Annotated in this window: 16 protein-coding genes; 12 read left to right on the top strand and 4 right to left on the bottom strand. The window is 74.1% G+C overall.

What is annotated here, in order from left to right; translation table 11 throughout:
* Window positions 1–41: 41 nt before the first annotated feature.
* Genes BLU42_RS04060 through BLU42_RS04025 form a run of 8 tightly spaced genes read left to right on the top strand, consistent with a single transcriptional unit; the run spans window position 42 to window position 9349 of the window.
* The gene (locus tag BLU42_RS04060) at window positions 42–1100 is read left to right on the top strand and encodes a Gfo/Idh/MocA family protein (RefSeq protein WP_091073366.1); all 1059 of its coding nucleotides are present in this window, start codon (window positions 42–44) and stop codon (window positions 1098–1100) included.
* A complete protein-coding gene (locus tag BLU42_RS04055; RefSeq protein WP_091073365.1) occupies window positions 1097–2122 on the top strand; it encodes an NAD-dependent epimerase/dehydratase family protein in 1026 nt (341 codons plus the stop codon). Before BLU42_RS04060 ends, BLU42_RS04055 begins: the two co-directional genes overlap by 4 nt.
* Window positions 2119–3258: a DegT/DnrJ/EryC1/StrS family aminotransferase gene (locus tag BLU42_RS04050; RefSeq protein WP_091073364.1), complete on the top strand. Its 1140-nt coding sequence runs from the start codon at window positions 2119–2121 to the stop codon at window positions 3256–3258. Before BLU42_RS04055 ends, BLU42_RS04050 begins: the two co-directional genes overlap by 4 nt.
* Window positions 3255–3932, top strand: coding sequence for a NeuD/PglB/VioB family sugar acetyltransferase (locus tag BLU42_RS04045; RefSeq protein ID WP_091073363.1), 678 nt, complete (start codon window positions 3255–3257; stop codon window positions 3930–3932). Before BLU42_RS04050 ends, BLU42_RS04045 begins: the two co-directional genes overlap by 4 nt.
* The gene (locus BLU42_RS04040) at window positions 3929–5047 is read left to right on the top strand and encodes a DegT/DnrJ/EryC1/StrS family aminotransferase (RefSeq protein ID WP_231918430.1); all 1119 of its coding nucleotides are present in this window, start codon (window positions 3929–3931) and stop codon (window positions 5045–5047) included. The genes BLU42_RS04045 and BLU42_RS04040 overlap by 4 nt, the downstream gene beginning before the upstream one ends.
* The gene (locus BLU42_RS04035; protein WP_091073362.1) at window positions 5044–6489 is read left to right on the top strand and encodes an oligosaccharide flippase family protein; all 1446 of its coding nucleotides are present in this window, start codon (window positions 5044–5046) and stop codon (window positions 6487–6489) included. The genes BLU42_RS04040 and BLU42_RS04035 overlap by 4 nt, the downstream gene beginning before the upstream one ends.
* 41 nt (window positions 6490–6530) lie before the next feature.
* Window positions 6531–7727: a glycosyltransferase family 2 protein gene (locus tag BLU42_RS04030; protein ID WP_157719761.1), complete on the top strand. Its 1197-nt coding sequence runs from the start codon at window positions 6531–6533 to the stop codon at window positions 7725–7727.
* Window positions 7724–9349: a glycosyltransferase family protein gene (locus tag BLU42_RS04025; RefSeq protein ID WP_091073360.1), complete on the top strand. Its 1626-nt coding sequence runs from the start codon at window positions 7724–7726 to the stop codon at window positions 9347–9349. The genes BLU42_RS04030 and BLU42_RS04025 overlap by 4 nt, the downstream gene beginning before the upstream one ends.
* Before the next feature lie 36 nt (window positions 9350–9385).
* On the opposite strand, the gene BLU42_RS04020 is transcribed toward BLU42_RS04025, so the two are convergent.
* The 3 genes from BLU42_RS04020 to BLU42_RS04010 are packed head-to-tail and all read right to left on the bottom strand — an operon-like array spanning window position 9386 to window position 12499.
* Entirely contained in the window at window positions 9386–10324 is a 939-nt protein-coding gene (locus BLU42_RS04020; RefSeq protein WP_231918429.1) for a glycosyltransferase family 2 protein, read from the bottom strand.
* A complete protein-coding gene (locus BLU42_RS04015) occupies window positions 10321–11682 on the bottom strand; it encodes an O-antigen ligase family protein (RefSeq protein WP_091073359.1) in 1362 nt (453 codons plus the stop codon). Before BLU42_RS04015 ends, BLU42_RS04020 begins: the two co-directional genes overlap by 4 nt.
* Window positions 11669–12499, bottom strand: coding sequence for a hypothetical protein (locus BLU42_RS04010; protein ID WP_091073358.1), 831 nt, complete (start codon window positions 12497–12499; stop codon window positions 11669–11671). Before BLU42_RS04010 ends, BLU42_RS04015 begins: the two co-directional genes overlap by 14 nt.
* A gap of 206 nt (window positions 12500–12705) precedes the next feature.
* On the opposite strand from BLU42_RS04010, the gene BLU42_RS04005 reads away from it, so the two are divergent.
* Both BLU42_RS04005 and BLU42_RS04000 read left to right on the top strand, forming a co-directional pair.
* Window positions 12706–13401 (top strand): hypothetical protein, encoded by a 696-nt coding sequence (locus BLU42_RS04005; RefSeq protein WP_157719760.1) that lies wholly within the window; start codon window positions 12706–12708, stop codon window positions 13399–13401.
* On the top strand, window positions 13398–14267 hold the full coding sequence (locus BLU42_RS04000; protein ID WP_091073356.1) for a glycosyltransferase: 870 nt from the start codon (window positions 13398–13400) through the stop codon (window positions 14265–14267). The genes BLU42_RS04005 and BLU42_RS04000 overlap by 4 nt, the downstream gene beginning before the upstream one ends.
* 18 nt (window positions 14268–14285) lie before the next feature.
* Here BLU42_RS04000 and BLU42_RS03995 read toward each other — a convergent pair whose 3' ends face one another.
* Window positions 14286–15155 (bottom strand): hypothetical protein, encoded by an 870-nt coding sequence (locus BLU42_RS03995; RefSeq protein ID WP_157719759.1) that lies wholly within the window; start codon window positions 15153–15155, stop codon window positions 14286–14288.
* A 112-nt stretch (window positions 15156–15267) separates the two neighbouring features.
* Between BLU42_RS03995 and BLU42_RS03990 the strand changes: the two genes are divergently transcribed.
* Both BLU42_RS03990 and BLU42_RS03985 read left to right on the top strand, forming a co-directional pair.
* Entirely contained in the window at window positions 15268–16152 is an 885-nt protein-coding gene (locus BLU42_RS03990) for a glycosyltransferase (RefSeq protein WP_331715254.1), read from the top strand.
* On the top strand, window positions 16149–16802 hold the full coding sequence (locus BLU42_RS03985; RefSeq protein ID WP_091073354.1) for a polysaccharide deacetylase family protein: 654 nt from the start codon (window positions 16149–16151) through the stop codon (window positions 16800–16802). The genes BLU42_RS03990 and BLU42_RS03985 overlap by 4 nt, the downstream gene beginning before the upstream one ends.

The following is a 16802-nucleotide window of genomic DNA, read 5'->3' as shown; positions in this document are numbered from 1 at the left end:
GACCTGCGTCCACCGCACCACCGACACCTCTTGGGGGAGAGATGTACTCGATCGCCGTCATCGGCGCTGGTTACTGGGGTCCGAACCTCGTCCGCAACTTCCGGTCCAACCCGGCCTGGGACCTCGTCGCCGTGTGCGACCTGGACGAGCAGCGCGCCCGCAAGGTCGTGGGCACGCGGTCCACCGTCGAGGTCGAGACCTCGGTCGAACGGCTGCTCGCCCGCGACGACGTCGACGCGGTCGCCATCGCCACCCCGGCGCGCACGCACGCGCCGCTCGCGCTGGCCGCCTTCGAGGCCGGCAAGCACGTCCTGGTGGAGAAGCCGCTCGCCGACAACGCGGAGACCGCGGCCGTCATGGTGAGCGCCGCCGAGGCGGCCGGCAAGGTGCTGATGATCGACCACACCTTCTGCTACACCCCGGCGGTGCAGTACATCCGCGACACCATCGCCTCCGGCCAGCTGGGCGACGTGCTCTACATCGACTCGACCCGCATCAACCTCGGGCTCGTCCAGCCCGACGTCGACGTCTTCTGGGACCTCGCCCCGCACGACCTGTCGATCCTCGACTTCATCCTGCCCGGCGGGCTCCGGCCGAGCGACGTCACCGCGCACGGGGCCGACCCGCTCGGCGCCGGCAAGGCCTGCGTCGGCTACCTCGACCTGCCGCTCGCGAACGGCGCGATCGCGCACGTCAACGTCAACTGGCTCTCCCCCACCAAGATCAGGCAGATGGTCGTCGGCGGCAGCCGCCGGACCCTGGTGTGGGACGACATGAACCCCGCCCAGCGCATATCGGTCCACGACCGGGGCGTCGACCTGCGGACGCAGGCGGTCGACGCCGCCGTGCAGCGCGAGGCCGTCACCGTCTCCTACCGGATGGGCGACGTCGTCGTCCCGGCGCTCAAGGAGGCCGAGGCGCTCGCCGGTGTCGCGACCGAGTTCGCCGCCGCGATCGAGGCGGGCCGCGCGCCCCTGACCGACGGACGCTCGGGCCTGCGGGTGCTGTCGGTCCTCGAGGCCGCGAGCGCCAGCCTGGCCAGCGGTGGCACGGTGCCCGTCGTCGGCCTGCCCGGGGTCGAGCCGGAGCTCGTCCGATGAGCGGCGTCGAGCTGCGGGGGGCCACGGCGCTCGTCACCGGCGGGGCCGGGACCATCGGGTCGACCATCGTCGACCAGCTGCTCGACGCGGGTGCGGGTGAGATCCGCATCCTCGACAACCTCGTCCGCGGCCGCCGGGGCAACCTGCGCGGTCCGCTCGAGGACCCGCGCGTACGCCTGGTGGTCGGTGACCTGCGCGACCGCGACCTGGTCAACGACCTCACCGTGGGCGCCGACGTCGTGTTCCACCAGGCGGCCATCCGCATCACGCAGTGCGCGGAGGAGCCCCGCCTCGCCCTGGAGGTGCTCGTCGACGGGACCTTCAACGTGATCGAGGCCGCCGCGGCGCACCAGGTCGGCAAGCTCGTCGCGGCGTCGTCGGCGTCGGTCTACGGCTTGGCCGAGGAGTTCCCGACCACGGAGCACCAGCACCCGTACGACAACGACACGTTCTACGGCGCGGCGAAGACCTTCAACGAGGGCATGCTGCGCAGCTTCCGCGCGATGTCCGGGCTCGACCACGTCGCCCTGCGCTACTTCAACGTGTACGGCCCGCGGATGGACATCCACGGCCTCTACACCGAGGTGCTGATCCGGTGGATGGAGCGCATCGCCGCCGGGCAGCCGCCGCTGATCTTCGGCAGCGGGGCCCAGACGATGGACTTCGTCTTCACCACCGACATCGCGCGCGCCAACCTGCTGGCGGCCACGAGCCCGGTCGTCGAGGGCGTCTACAACGTCGCCCGCGGCGAGGAGACCTCGCTGCTCGGCCTGGCCGAGCGCCTGCTCGCGGTGATGGGCTCCGACCTCGGGGTCGAGCACGGCCCGGACCGGCCCGTGAACGGGGTGACCCGTCGTCTCGCCAGCACGGAGGCCGCCGCCCGCGACCTCGGCTTCACCGCCGAGATCGGGCTCGACGAGGGCCTGCGCCGGCTCGTCGACTGGTGGCGCAGCGAGAAGGCCCTCGGGTTCGACCCGGGCCAGGACGAGCGCGCGGGCGAGCCGGCCGGGGCGATGGCATGAGCCGCGTGAACGTGATGCTCCCCTACCTCGGCGAGGAGGAGGTCGAGGCGGTCGCGGAGGTCCTGCGGTCGGGCTGGGTCGCCCAGGGACCGCGGGTGGCCGAGTTCGAGCGCGCGTTCGCCACGGCGGTGCAGGCCGGGCACGCCGTCGCGGTCTCGTCCTGCACGACCGGGCTCCACCTCGCGATGGTCGTGGTCGGCGTGGGCGCCGGCGACGAGGTCGTCGTGCCGTCGTTCTCCTTCATCGCCACGAGCAACGCCGTGCGCTACGTCGGCGCGGTCCCGGTCTTCGCCGACGTCGACCTCGCGACCGGCAATCTGACGGCCGAGACGGTCGAGGCCGCGCTCACCGCTCGCACCCGGTCGGTGGTCGTCGTCGACCAGGGCGGTGTCCCCGTCGACCTTGACGCGATCCGCGCCGTCTGCGACCCGCGCGGGATCGTGGTCGTCGAGGACGCCGCGTGCGGCGCCGGCTCGACCTACCGCGGCCGACCCGTAGGGGCCGGTGCGGAGATCGCCGCCTGGTCCTTCCATCCGCGCAAGATCCTCACGACCGGTGAGGGCGGGATGATCACGACCTCGCGGGGAGACTGGGCCGACCGGGCCCGAACGCTCCGTGAGCACGCGATGAGCGTCTCCGCGGTCGACCGCCACGCCTCCGTCCTCGCGCCACCGGAGAGCTACGACGAGGTCGGCTTCAACTTCCGCATGACCGACCTGCAGGCCGCCGTCGGCCTCGTGCAGCTCGGGCGGCTGCCCGAGGTCGTGGCCCGCCGCCGCGAGCTGGCGGCGACGTACGCGAAGTTCCTCGCCGAGGTCCCCGGCCTGCGTACCGTCGCCGACCCGGCGTGGGGCGAGAGCAACTTCCAGTCCTTCTGGGTCGAGGTCGGCGAGGACTACCCGCTCGACCGCGAGGGCCTGCTCGAGCGGCTCGCGCACGCGGACGTCTCCGCGCGTCGCGGCATCATGTCGACCCACCGCCAGCCGCCGTACGCCGACCTCGCCGCACCCGGCTCGCTGCCGAACACCGAGCACCTCACCGACTCCACGCTGATCCTGCCGCTCTTCCACCAGATGGACGAGACGCAGCAGGGGCGGGTGGTCGACGTGCTCGTCGACGCCGGTCGGTCCGCATGAGCGTCCCGCTGGTCCTCGTCGCTGCGAGCGGGCTGGCCCGCGAGGTCCTCGCCGCGCTGGCCGAGGACCCGGCCGGCCACGAGGTCCGCGGCGTGCTGGACGACGCCCCGAACCTGCAGGGCACCCTCGTCGGCGGCGTCCCCGTGCTCGGCACGCTCGAGGACGCCGCCGCGCATCCGGACGCGCAGCTCCTCGTGTGCGTCGGCCGTGGGGCGGGACGGGCCACGGTGGTCGACCGGCTTGCCGGGCTCGGGGTCACCGACGAGCGCTACGCGACCTACGTGCACCCGCTCGCGTCGGTGCCCGCGACCTGCCGGGTCGGGTCCGGCAGCGTCGTCCTGGCCGGAGCCGTCCTGACCACCGACGTGCGCCTCGGCCGGCACGTGGTCGTCATGCCTCGCGTCGTGCTCACCCACGACGACTCCGTGGCCGACTTCGCCACGCTCTGCTCCGGGGTCGTCCTCGGCGGCCACGTCCACGTCGGGCGCGCCGCGTACCTGGGGATGAACAGCAGCGTCCGAGAGGACTCCACCGTGGGCGCGGGTGCCGTGCTGGGCATGGGCGCGGTCCTGCTGACCGACCTCCCCGACGACCAGACCTGGGTCGGCGTGCCCGCCCGACCGCGCACCACCTCCTCCGTCCGCACCACCACCTCGATCGGGAGCACCTCGTGAGCACCGCCGTACCGCTGGTCGACCTCGCCGCGCAGCAGCAGGAGATCCACGAGGAGGTGATGGCCGGGCTGGCCGACGTCTTCGCGACGACCGCCTTCATCGGCGGCAAGCCCGTCGGGGAGTTCGAGCTGGCCTACGCCGACACGACCGACGTCGCGCACTGCGTCGGGGTGGCCAACGGCACCGACGCCGTCGAGCTCGCGCTGCGCGGTGTCGGGGTGCGCGCGGGCGGCGAGGTGATCGTCCCGGCCAACACGTTCATCGCGACGGCGGAGGCCATCTCCCGCATCGGGGCGACGCCGGTGCTCGTCGACGTCGACCCCGAGCACCTGCTCATGGACCCCGACCTGGTGCCGGCCGCGATCACCTCGCGCACGCAGGCGATCGTGCCGGTGCACCTGTTCGGCCAGGTCGCCCCGGTGGAGCGGGTCCTCGCGGTGGCCGGTGACATCCCCGTCGTCGAGGACGCCGCCCAGTCCCAGGGAGCGACCCGCTTCGGGCGTTCCGCCGGCAGCCTCGCCGCCGCGGCGGGGACGAGCTTCTACCCCGGGAAGAACCTGGGTGCCGCCGGCGACGCCGGGGCGGTCACGACGCAGGACGCCGCCGTCGCCGCCCGGGTGCGCCTGATCGCCAACCACGGGTCCGCGCGCAAGTACGACCACGAGGTCATCGGCATGAACTCCCGCCTGGACACCGTGCAGGCCGTCGTCCTGAACGCCAAGCTGCGCCGCCTGCCGGCCTGGAACGAGCGTCGCCGCGAGGCCGCCGCGCGCTACACGTCGATGCTGGCCGACGTCCCCGGCGTGCGCGTGCCGCGGTCGGCCGAGGGCAACGTCGACGTCTGGCACCTCTACGTCGTCCGCGTGCAGGACCGGGACCTCGTGCTGCGGCGGCTCAACGAGTCGGGCATCGGGGCCGGCATCCACTACCCGGTGCCGCTCCACCTGACGAGGGCGTACGCCGGGCTCGGGCGCGGCGCCGGAGCCTTCCCGGTCGCCGAGCGCGCGGCGGCCGAGATCCTCTCGCTCCCCCTGCACCCGCACCTGACGACCGACCAGCAGGACCGGGTGGTGCTCGCCCTGCGCGAGGCGGTCCGTTCTGCGCCGGCGCGGTGACGACGACGACGCCGGCCCCCGGCGGGCTGACCGCCCGGGCCACGGGTGCCCTGCGGTGGAGCTTTCTCAACACGGTCGTGTCAAAGCTCGGCACGATGGCGGTCGGGATCGCGCTGGCGCGGATGCTGGGTCCCGCCGAGTTCGGGACCTTCGCGGTGGCGACGGTCGCCCTCACCGCGGTCCTGAGCTTCAACGAGCTCGGCGTCAGCCTCGCGATCGTCCGCTGGTCCGAGGAGCCCGGCCGGATCGCACCCACGGTCGCGTCGCTGTCCCTGGCGATGAGCGCCCTGATGACGGGGGCCATGGTGCTGCTCGCACCCTGGTTCTGCGCCGTGATGGGCTCCCCGGGATCCACGCCGGTCGTCCGGGTGATGGCGCTGTCTGTGCTGCTCAGCGGCCTGGTCGCCACCCCGGCCGCCCTCATGCAGCGGGAGTTCCGCCAGCGTGAGCGCGTCGTCGTCGACCAGCTGGGCATCTGGCTCGGGGCCGCCTGCTCCCTCGGTCTCGCGCTGGCCGGGCTCGGCGCCATGAGCCTCGCGGTCGGCCGCGTCGTGGGCGCGGCAGCCACCGCGGCGGGGTTCGCGCGTCTGTGCCCCGAGGGCTTCCGTCTCGGGCTGCGGCGCGACCTCCTGCCCGGGCTCCTGGGCTTCGGGCTGCCGCTGGCGGGGACGAGCATCCTCGTCTTCGCGGTGGGCTACGTCGACCAGGTGGTGGCCGGGAGCAGGCTCGGTGCGACCACGCTCGGCTTCTACGTGCTGGCCTTCAACCTGTCGAGCTGGCCGGTCTTCATCTTCTCCCTCCCGCTCCGCACCGTCGGGCCGGCCGTCTTCGCCCGGCTCCGCGGCGACGTCCCGGCGACCCGCACCGAGTTCCGGCGCCTGCTCGCGCTGCTCGCCTCCGCGAGCCTCCCGGTCTGCGCGCTGATCGCCGGCGCCGCCGAGCCGCTCGTGCGCCTGGTGTACGGCTCGGCCTGGCTGCCGGCCGCGCTCGCCCTGCAGCTCCTCGGCCTCGGCGCCGCGGCGCGGATCTTCGGTGAGCTCGCCTACGACTACCTGGTGATCAACGGCCGCTCCCGCTCTCTGCTCGTCGTGCAGGCCGTCTGGCTCGCCGTGCTCGTGCCGGCGCTGCTGATCGGCAGCCACGAGGGTCTGCGCGGCGTCGCCGGAGCCCAGCTCGCGGTCATGGCCGTCGTCCTGCCGATCTACGTCGGGCTGCTGCGACGCCACGGGCTCACCCTCGGCGACGTCGTCCTGCCCGTGGCCCTGCCGGGCGCCGTCGCGCTCCTGCTGCTGGTCGCCACCTCCGCCCTCTCGGCGGCGATCTCCAGCCCCCTCGTCGCCTGCCTCGCCTGCGGAGGCGTCGCCACGATCGGCGCCCTCGCGCTGCTGTGGCGGCAGCGGGCCTCGCTGACCGGACTCGTCGACACCAGGAGGACCGCGTGACCACGTCGGACACCACCCGCGCAGCAGGGCTCCGCCGTCCGGTGACCCTGGTATGCGTCTACAACGACGGCCGCGTCCTCGAGGACTGCCTCCTGACGTCGGTGCGGGCGGCGCAGGCCGAAGCACCCGAGACTGAGGTGATCGCGGTCGACAACCGCCGCGGGGAGTTCGCGTCCGCGGGCGCGGCCCTCAACCACGGGGCGCGCCGCGCACGCCACGACGTCGTCGTCTTCGTCCACCAGGACGTCTACCTGCACTCGCTGGTCGACCTGGAGCGCGCGGCGGGGCTGCTCCTGCGCGGGGACGTCGACGTGGCGGGTGCCGCCGGGATCACGAGCACGGGTCGGCTCGCCGGGCGGATCCGGGACCGCGTGATCCTCGCCGGTGACCCCGCCCTGGAGCCCGTCGACGTCGACAGCCTCGACGAGGTGCTCTTCGCCGTGGCCCGCAGCACGGTGCTCGAGGAGCCGCTCGCGGAGGACGCCGACCTCGCCTGGCACGCGTACGCCGTGGAGTACGGGCTCCGGATCGGCCGGCTCGGGGGCCGTGTCGCTGCGGTCGACGTGGCTCTGACCCACAACAGCCTGACCACCAACCTCGCCAGGCTCGACGTCGCCCACGCCAGCGTCGGGGCGAGGTACCCGGAACGCGTACCGGTCCGGACGACCTGCGGCGTCGTGGGCGGCGGCCGCCGGGTGACGCTGCCCGGACCGCTCGACGGTCAGCGCTGGCGCTACCGGTGGATCAAGGACTCGCTCACCACCTCCTCGTGGCACCGGCTCCACGGCCGTCGCGGTGCCGTGCTCGCAGACGTCCGGGAGACCGTGGACGCCCTGCTCGCGTGCAGCCCCGACGACACCCCGGTGGCGGTGCTGAACGTGGCGGGCGAGCAGGACCGTCGCCCGACCTGGACGCACGGGGGCGAGGTCGCCCTCCGTCGACGGGACCGCGCCATCACGGTGGGTGTGGTCGGGGCCACCGAGGTCCTCGCCCGGGTCGACGCGCGTCCGGACCGCTCCTTCGTCGTGACGAACGTCGACCTCGAGCTCGCACGGACCCTCTGCGACGACTCCGCCGGACCCGCGTTCGCCGGGTTCAGCCAGGGAAGCGGCGCCTGGTGCGTCCTGGGGCCGCTCGCGGTAGGCGGCGCCCAGGCCTTCACCGGGCCCCGCCACCGCCCGGTGGACCTGCGGCTGCGGGTGCCGACGCTGGTGGGTGCGAGCGGCCGGTCCGCATGAGCGCCGCCGTCCTCGACCCGACCCGCACCGCCGCCCGAGAGCGGCTGGGCCGCAACTTCGCCGCCTTCGAGCGTCTGCGCGACCGGGCGCAGGCCGATCTCGGGTCGGGCAGGGCAGCCCGTGCCGCCGCCTGGGTGCAGACCGCGGCGGACCAGGCCTGGTTCAACCCGGGGGGCCACTTCGCGGACGCCGCGCTCGAGGACATGGTGCTGGAGCTCGCCGGCTCGGTGCCGCGAGCGGCAGGACGGGCGCCCCACGCCCCGGGCGACCGGCCCCGCGTCCTGCACGTCGTCACGCAGGCGTACCAGACGGGCGGCTCCACGCAGTTCGTCGCGTCCTGGGCCGACCAGGACACCACCCGGGACCACCACGTCTGCCTGACGCGGCAGGGTCCGGTCGCCGTCCCCGCCAAGCTGACCGCACGAGAGGGCTCGAGGCTTACCCTCGAGCGGGTCGACACCGTCGCCGGCCTGCTGCGCCGCGCAGCCCGGCTCCGCACCCTGGCCCGGACCAGCGACCTCGTCCTCGTGCACGCGCACCCCTACGACGTCGTCCCCGGGCTGGCGTTCACCGGCGTGCCGGACCTGCCGCCGGTCACGTACGTCAACCACGCCGACCACGTCTTCTGGCTGGGGACGAGCTACACCTCCGTGCTGCTCAACATGCGCCGCAGCGGGGCTGAGCTGGCGGTCGGACGACGTGGGGTCGACCCGTCGCGGTGCGCGACCCTCGCGCGACCCCTGGACCCTCGGGGTCGGACCAGCAGCCGGACCGAGGCCAAGCAGCGCCTCGGCCTGGCCGCGGGCCAGGTGCTCGTGGTGACCGCCGCCGACGCCTCGAAGTATTGTCCGGTCTCGGGCCCGAGCCTGCTCGACCTCGTGCTGCCGACGATCCGTGCGCACCCCGACGCCGTGCTGCTCGCGGCGGGCCCGGAGCCGGACGGGGAGTGGGCGGAGGCCGAGCGCTCCACCTCCGGCCGGGTCCGGGCGCTCGGGCTCCTCGACGACCCGTCGCTCGTGCAGCAGGCCGCCGACGTCTACCTCGACTCGTTCCCCTTCAGCTCGCTCACCTCGCTCCTCGAGGTCGGGAGCCTCGGCACCCCGGTCGTCACCTACGCCGGCCACCCGGCCGGCTGCGACGTCTTCGGGGCCGACACGCCGGAGGTCGAGGACCACATGCACCGGCCCACGACGCCGGCGGAGCTCGAGACCACGCTCGCCGCGCTGCTCGACGACCCCACCCTGCGCACCACGTCAGGTGCTGCGGTCGAGGCCAGCATCGCGTCGTCGCACACGGGGACCGGCTGGCGGGCGGCGCTCGACGAGTTCGTGCGGTCCACGGCCGGCGCCGCGGCGCCGGGACGGTCGCGACCGGTGGACCGACGGGAGGACGAGGTGGACGTCCTCGTGCTGGCGGTCATGGAGCGGACGAGCTGGAGCCGTGGGCCCGAGGGGTCCGTCCGCTCCCACCTCTCGGCCTTCCCGACACCGGTACGGGTGGGGCTGGCGGCCGGGCTCGTCCGTCGCGGCGCCAGGCCCGCGGCACGTGACCTGGTGCCGGACCACCTGCGTCCGGCCCTGGCCCGCGCACGTGCGGTCACCCGCCCCCGTCGCGCCCGCTGAGGCGACCGGCTCTGGGGAGGGCGGGTCGCCTCGACGTCACACGGCTGCCGGGGTCGGAGCGCTGCGTGCCACGTCGCCGCGGCGGAGCAGGGCCCTCGTCGCGGCCCTGCTGTTGGAGCGCCCGAGCATCGCCCTCGTCGCCTCGCGGAGCAGGGTGGCGGCCCAGTAGAGGTCGACCGCGACCCGGCCGTGACGCCGCCGGAAGAGCCGGACGCGATTGGTCACCTGGAGGACCCACAGACGGTCGGAGAGGCCGGAGCCGCCCTCGAGGTGGACCGCCTGCGCCTCCGGCACGAGCCAGGTGGAGAAGCCGAGGTCGCGCGCGCGCAGGTCGAACTCGGTCTCCTCGCAGTAGAGGAAGAACGACTCGTCCCAGGGGCCGCACGTCTCCCAGCACTCCCGGCTGATCAGCTGGGTCGAGCCCTCGGCCCAGTCGCTGCGCTGAGCCCGCCCGTACGCGTCGAGGTCGGTCACGTTCTCGCCGAGCGTGGCGAATCGTCCGGCCCGCTGCGCCCCGAGCACGGCGTCCCCGATGGCGCGCAGGACGGTGGGCTCGCGCCGGAGCGAGTCGATCAGCGCCCCATCGGCGTCCAGGAGCCGCGGCACGGCGATGCCCGCCCCGGTGCGCTGCAGCCCCTCGAGCAGGGCGGCGACGCACCCCGGACGGAGCCGCACGTCGGAGTTGAGCACGAGGACGGCGTCGTGCGGGCGGGCCGCGGCGACCCCGGCGTTGATGCCCGCCGCGTACCCGCCGTTGCGGCCGGTGCGGACGACGGTCGCCCAGGGAGCCAGCTCCAGCAACGTCTCCACGCTGCTGTCGGGCGAGGCGTTGTCGACCCCGACCAGCTCGAAGTCCACGCCGGTCAGCCCGGCGGGGAGCGACTCGACCAGGTCCGGCAGGAGCGGCGCGCTGTTGTAGAGGACGACGACGACCGCCACCCGGTCGCGGCGCTGCCGCGGCTCTTCGGACGTCACGCGACGACCTCCTCGGTCCGGCGCCGCTCGACCGCGGCGACACGCGTCGTCGTCGCGTCCTGCAGCGCGAGCCGGCGCGAGGCACCGACCAGCCCGATGAGCAGGAAGAAGCACCCCGCCGACTGGGGGAAGGCGAAGGTGTCGAAGAAGGCCAGGCTGCAGGCGCCCGCCGCGACGGCGGCCAGCAGCGCGTGCGCGACCTCCTGGTCGAACGACGCGGCTGCCGCCCGCCGGGCGGTGCTCGCGGCGACCAGCGTGGTGGCGATCAGCAGGAGCAGACCGCCCAGGCCGACGACCCCGCCCTCGATCAGGAGCCCGAGGTAGCCGTTGTCCAGGATCCAGTAGCGCGTGAGGAAGGTTCCGAAGCCCCGGCCGAGGACCGGGCTCCGCTCGAAGAACGTCTCGACGATCTGGTAGCTGTCGGTCCGCGACGTGATGCTCGGGTCGTTGCCGGCGCCGGTGAAGAGCCGTCCGATCGTGCCGAGGACGCCCGGCACCAGCAGGTAGACGACCGCGGTCGCGCCGAGCGTCACCACGAGCGCTCCGAGGCGGACCCGCGCCGACCAGCGGACAGCGAGAACGACGAGCGCGACCAGCGCGCAGAGCACGGCCGACCGCGAGATCGACAGGAAGACCGCCAGCGCGATCGGCGCCAGCAGCAGCCGGTACAGCCACCGGCGCGTGGGCGACCGGAGGGCGAAGGTGATGGCCAGCGGCAGCACCATGGTCAGCACCACGCCGAACTCGATGGGGTGGGTCGCGGTGCCGCTCGGCCGGATCAGGCCGCTGCGGGTGGAGAGCACCCAGTCGGCCGTCCCGTTGGTCAGGCCCGGGATGCTCAGCCGGTCGACGAAGAGCTGTTTCGTCGAGTACTGCACGACCCCGAGCACGGCGACCAGCCCGACCCCGATCAGCAGCCGCCGCACCAGCGCCCGGTGCCGCTCGAAGGTCGGGGTTCCGTCGTTGGCGAGCACGACGAGCCCGACCAGGCCGACGGCCTTCAACAACCCGCTGTCGGCCGGGCTGATCTCGTCGCCCGGGAGCGGCGAGCCCATGGCGTACGCGTACACGGCGAGGATGGCGAGCAGCCACCCGAGGGCGGCGAGCCGGACCGGCTGCCGGTCGACGGCTCCGGGTGCGGTGCGCTGCACGTGGAACCAGGCCCACAGCGCGAACCCGCCGAGGGCGGCGATCGTCGACGGCGCCCCGGCGGTCCCGAGCGGTGCGACGACCATCGGCGACGGGACGGCGAGCAGCAGCACCACGAACACGGTCAGGACCGACGCGGCGTCGAGACCTGCGCCGCGGACAGGCAGGTGGGTCGTCGCCGAGCCGGACGTCCCGTCAGCCCCGGCCAACGGCTTCGACCTGCCTCTGGTCGGTGTCCCAGCCGGTGGAGACCTCCTGACCCAGCGCCTCGGCCTCGCGGTCGATCGACGCCGCGTCGTCCCCGCTCGCCCACCAGCCGTCCTCGGCCGTCCCGCCCGCCGACGGCTCGCCGGGCCGCCGGCCCTGGCGCGTGAGCAGGAGGTGGTCGAGGAGCGCCAGCAGCAGCAGGCCGAGGCCGAGGATCCCTGCGCCGGCCACGATGCCGGTCCGGATCTGGTTCTTGCGGACGACCTCGGGACGGGCGTCGGTCACGAGCGGCGTCGAGGTGATGATCGCCTCGGGCTTGAGCACCATGGGCCCCTGCAGCTGGGTCAGCGCGGCGGGGACCTGGTCCATCATCGCCCGGAGAGCGACCTGGGCGTCCGAGACCGTGTCCGCGTCGACCGTGATCAGGACGATCGGCGCGCTGTTGGTGTCGTCGGGCCCGACCTGGAACTTCACCGCCGGGTCGTCGTTGCACAGCTTGGCCCGCATGGCGGCGTACGCCGGGTCGGGCTGCGGCAGGCACATCGCGGCCATGGTCGCCTGCGAGGTGACCGACCGGACGGTCACGTCCCGGACCTGGCTGAGGCTGCCGAGCGCGAGGAAGGGGTTGGTGTTCGACTGCTTCGGGTCGGCCTGCTCGAGGGTCGTCTCCGGTGGCAGCAGGAGGACGGCGCCCGTCGCACGGTAGGTCGGGCCCACGGCGTGGACCACCAGGTAGGTGCCCGCGGCGGCGAGCAGGACGGTGACGACCAGCGCGTACCAGCGGCGGCGCAGAGCGCCCCACAGAACGTGAATCTGCACCCGTGCTCCCCCTTGCCGAACCCCCGCTGTCCACGGTGCGGATCGATCGTCGCACAAGGTCGAGAGCCCCGCTGGCACTCCGAAGGGGTCAGAAATTCACCTTCCGAGGGGGTCCGGAGGTGGTTCTCGTGCACCCGGGAGGAGCCCGCCAGAACACCGCACGACGGCCTTCACGGGGTGCCAGGATGACGCGCAGGGGGTTGCACGTGACGTCACGGGGATTGGTCGCGCTGCTGGTGCGCCGTTGGTACCTGCTGCTGCTCGGAGCGGTGCTGACCGTGGCCGGCACGTACGCCGCGACCCACCGTGCGGGGGTCTACTGGGCCGGGTACAGCGTCGTGGTCCTGGCCCCCACGCAGAAGTACTACGACAACTCGCTCGTGAACGCGCCCTACGAGATGCCTCAGATCGCCGGGGTGTTCGTGCGCCAGTACAACGGAGCCCATCCCGGGCTCCGCACCGTCTCCTCCGACACGCGCCTCTACGGGGAGGGCGAGCGCTCGGCGGTGAGGGTCCGGATGGTCAACGACGGGAGCCAGTGGAAGCCGCTCTACCCCGTCCCCGTGATCGACGTCCAGGTGGTCGACCCCTCGCCGCAGGTCGTGGCCGCCCGCTCGGCGGAGACGCTCGCCCGGCTGGAGCAGCTCGTCCAGGACTACCAGGACCAGGCCGACGTCAAGCAGAGCTGGCGCATCACGACGCTGCCGTCGTCGGACGCGGGCATCACCTACCACAACGGCAGCACGATGCGTGCCGCGGCGGCGACGGGCGCGCTCGGCATCAGCCTGTCGCTGACGGGCATCTGGTGGATCGACCGCCTCCTGCTGAGGCGCCGGCGGTCCGCCTCCGCCGCACCCCGCGCGACGACCACCGGACCGACCCCGGACGGGGAGGAGAAGTGAGCCCGACGGGGGTCGACCACGTCCTGCTGACCCGCTTCAACCTGCCGACGCCCGGCGTCGAGGGGCTCATCCGCGCCCGGGAGGGCTGGTTGACCGAGCGCGCCGACCTGTTCGAGCGGTACTGCGCCTCGTCCGTGGCGCGGCAGACCACACCCTTCACCTGGATCGTCTACGTCGACCCCGAGAGCCCGGGCTGGCTCTTCGACCGTCTGCGGCCCTACGTCGACCGCGGCCTGCTCCGAGCGGTGCTGCGCACCGAGGTCGGGCCCGCCGAGCTGGCGGAGGACCTCGCCGCGGCGGTCCCCCGGCCGGGCAGCCACCTGCTCACCACGAACCTGGACAACGACGACGGCCTGGCGACGGACTTCCTCGCGCGGCTCCGGACCGTGGCGCCGCTGCCCGCGGCACGCGCGGTCTACCTCACCCGGGGCCTCGTCCTGGGCCCGGGTGGGCTGTACCTGCGGACCGACCCCGACAACGCCTTCTGCTCCGTGCTCGAACCATGGTCGGGGGCCCGGACCTCGTGGTCCGAGCGTCACAACGAGTTCGCGCAGGTCATGCCGGTCGTCCGCCTGCACGGGTCGCCGGCGTGGCTCCAGGTCGTGCACGGGAGCAACGTGAGCAACCGCGTCCGCGGCCGGCTGGTCGCGCCCGACGCCTACCGCGCGCAGTTCGGCTCGCTCCTCGACGAGGCGCCGGTGCCCAGCACCGGGCTCAGGGTGACGGACGCCGTGCTCCGCCAGCCATGGCGGCTGCTGCGCGACGGCGCTCGGACCGCGCTGCGCGAGACCGGCCTGCGCGTGCTGGGCCGGGAGGGCTACGAGTCCATGAAGCACCGGCTCCGGGTCATCCGGACGGGTGCGTGACGCGACGGCCGCCCCGGCTCACCACGGCACGCAGGTGAGCTCGCTGTAGAGGTCGTCGACCTCGTCCAGCGGGAGGTCCTTGCCCTTCACCAGCTTGGGACGGCCCGCGTACAGGCGGGCGCCGGGCGGGACCCGCCCCCCGAGGACCCGGAGCTCGACCAACGTCACGAGCGCGCCCTCGCGCAGCAGCACGCGGTCGACCGCCGACCTGGAGTCGGTGTAGAGCTCGGGGTCGGAGACGTGCAGCAGCGTGGCGAAGCACCGCAGCCGCTTCCTGGTGTCCCGCCGGTAGAGCACGTAGCACTGCCGCTCGCCCCGCACCACGAGCAGGTGCCGGGCGGCGAGCGCGTCGCGGTGGTCCGCGAGGACCTGACGCTCGCGCGGGTCCTCGAGCAGGCCGTCGATCGCGTCGGCGCCGGTCACCACCCGGACGCCCCGTGGCGCACGGCCGCCCGGGCGGTTGACGCCGAAGGCCGTGGTGGTGTCGAGCGGGCGGAAGCCGAGCCGACGGTCGATGTCCACGACCTGCCCGCTCGGCGAGAGGTCGGTGAACGCGTGGCCGGGCTGCGCCAGCAGTGCACGAGCCAGACGGACGGCGCTGGCGCGGTGCTCGGGCAGGACGGACAGCGCGGCGAGGTTGCAGAAGCGCTGAGCCCCGGTCGACAGCACGCGCTCGCTGTAGAAGGCGAGGTTGGCCCCCACCACGTCGCCGCCGTGCTCGAGCAGGAAGCCGTGGTTGGGCTGGTCGGTCCCCCACGGCGCACGTGCCGCACGCGCCCACGTCCGGGCCGGTGGTCCGGCGGGCATCGTCCGCGCCAGGAACGCGGCCACGCGCTCGACGTCGGCAGGCTCGATCGGCCTGACGGACAAGGTCCCCGCCCGCTCCACGAGCGCCACGCTACGGCGTGGCCAGGGGTGGCGGGCCGAGTTCTCCGAACCTCTCCCCGAGCGTCGGCGCCGTCCGTACGCTGGACCCACAGACGCGGGACGGGGGTCCGACGTGGTGCCTGCAGGCGTACGCAGCGGTGGTCCGGTAGGCCGGACGCCGAGCGTGGTGGTGGCGGCCCACGACGAGAGCGCCGTGATCACCCGGTGCCTGGACGCGCTCGCCGCGCAGGACGAGGCCGCCGCGGTCGTCGTCGTCGCCAACGGCTGCCACGACGACACCGCAGGGCTGGCCCGGCGCCCCGGGGTCCGGGTGGTCGAGCTGGCCGAGGCGGGCAAGGCGAACGCCCTCAACCACGGCGACGCGGTCGCGGTCGGCTTCCCCCGGCTCTACCTCGACGCCGACATCGTGCTGCCGTCGGACGGCGTCCGGCGGCTGGCCGACGCCCTCGCCGCGGACGACGACCTGCAGGCCGCTGTCCCCGCCCGCCGCATGGCGACCGAGGGCCGGCCCTGGGTCGTGAGGTGCTGGGCGGCGATCAACGCCCGTCTGCCGGTCTACGAGGACGCGCTCTTCGGGCGCGGGGCGATCATGCTCTCGAGGTCGGGGCGCGCGCTGTTCGAGGACTTCCCCGGGCTGATGGCCGACGACCTGTTCCTCGACTCGGTGGTCGCGCGGGACCGACGCGCCGTGATCGGCTCGGTCGAGGTCGTGGTGCAGACCCCCTACCGCACGCGCGACCTGCTCAACCGGCTGGTCCGTGTGCGCCGGGCGAACGCCGACCTCCGGTCGCGCGCCCTGGGCACGCGACCCGCCGCTCGCGCCTCCTGGTTGCGCTCGGTCGTCCTCCGCGACCCGCGCCTGCTGCCGGCCGGCCTCGTGTACGCCGTCCTCACCGTCGTCGCAGCCGAGCGGGCCCGCCGGGCGTCGGCCTCGAAGGCCTGGGGCCGCGACGAGAGCTCGCGCACCGCCGTCGGCGCACGCGGGACGACCGCATGATCAACCTCTGCTTCCACGGCGTCGGTGCTCCCGCCCGGCCGCTCGAGACGGACGAGGCGGGCTACTGGATCGAGGAGGGCCTGTTCGCCGAGGTCCTCGACGAGGTCCGTGACCGTCGCGACGTGTCGATCAGCTTCGACGACGGCAACGCCTCGGACGTCGAGATCGCCCTGCCGGCCCTCCGTCGACGCGGTCTGCGCGCGACCTTCTTCGCGCTCGCCGGCCGGCTCGACGAGCCCGGCAGCCTCGGGCGCGAGGACCTCCGCCTGCTGCGCCGGGAGGGCATGGCCGTCGGCAGCCACGGGATGGACCACGTGCCCTGGCGCGGGCTGGGTCCAGAGCGGCAGGAGCGCGAGTGGGTCACCGCGCGGACGGTGATCGAGGAGGCCGCCCGCCACCCGGTTGTGGAAGCCGCGCTACCGCTGGGACGGTACGACCGGCGCACCCTGGCGGGCCTGCGCCGGCTGGGGTACGCCCGGGTCCACAGCAGCGACCGACGACCGGCGCTGCCGGGGAGCTGGCTGGTCCCGCGGTACAGCGTGACCGCGTCGGACGACCTCGCCTCCGTCCGCGCCCAGATCCTGACGGGACCGGCTCCGCGCCGCCGAGCGCTCCTGGAGCTGAAGGGGTTCGCGAAGCGGGTCCGGTGA

The sequence above is a fragment of the Microlunatus sagamiharensis genome, from assembly GCF_900105785.1.
In the GTDB taxonomy this organism is placed as follows: Bacteria; Actinomycetota; Actinomycetes; order Propionibacteriales; family Propionibacteriaceae; genus Microlunatus; species Microlunatus sagamiharensis.
The sequence above is the reverse complement of the archived record's forward strand: the minus strand, read 5'-3'. Positions and strand labels throughout refer to the sequence as shown.

What these genes read in the sequence shown, in the direction of transcription:
- BLU42_RS04060 (WP_091073366.1), top strand. Translation starts at nt 42, where the DNA reads ATGTACTCGATCGCCGTCATCGGCGCTGGTTACTGGGGTCCGAACCTC.
- BLU42_RS04055 (WP_091073365.1), top strand. Translation starts at nt 1,097, where the DNA reads ATGAGCGGCGTCGAGCTGCGGGGGGCCACGGCGCTCGTCACCGGCGGG.
- BLU42_RS04050 (WP_091073364.1), top strand. Translation starts at nt 2,119, where the DNA reads ATGAGCCGCGTGAACGTGATGCTCCCCTACCTCGGCGAGGAGGAGGTC.
- BLU42_RS04045 (WP_091073363.1), top strand. Translation starts at nt 3,255, where the DNA reads ATGAGCGTCCCGCTGGTCCTCGTCGCTGCGAGCGGGCTGGCCCGCGAG.
- BLU42_RS04025 (WP_091073360.1), top strand. Translation starts at nt 7,724, where the DNA reads ATGAGCGCCGCCGTCCTCGACCCGACCCGCACCGCCGCCCGAGAGCGG.
- BLU42_RS03985 (WP_091073354.1), top strand. Translation starts at nt 16,149, where the DNA reads ATGATCAACCTCTGCTTCCACGGCGTCGGTGCTCCCGCCCGGCCGCTC.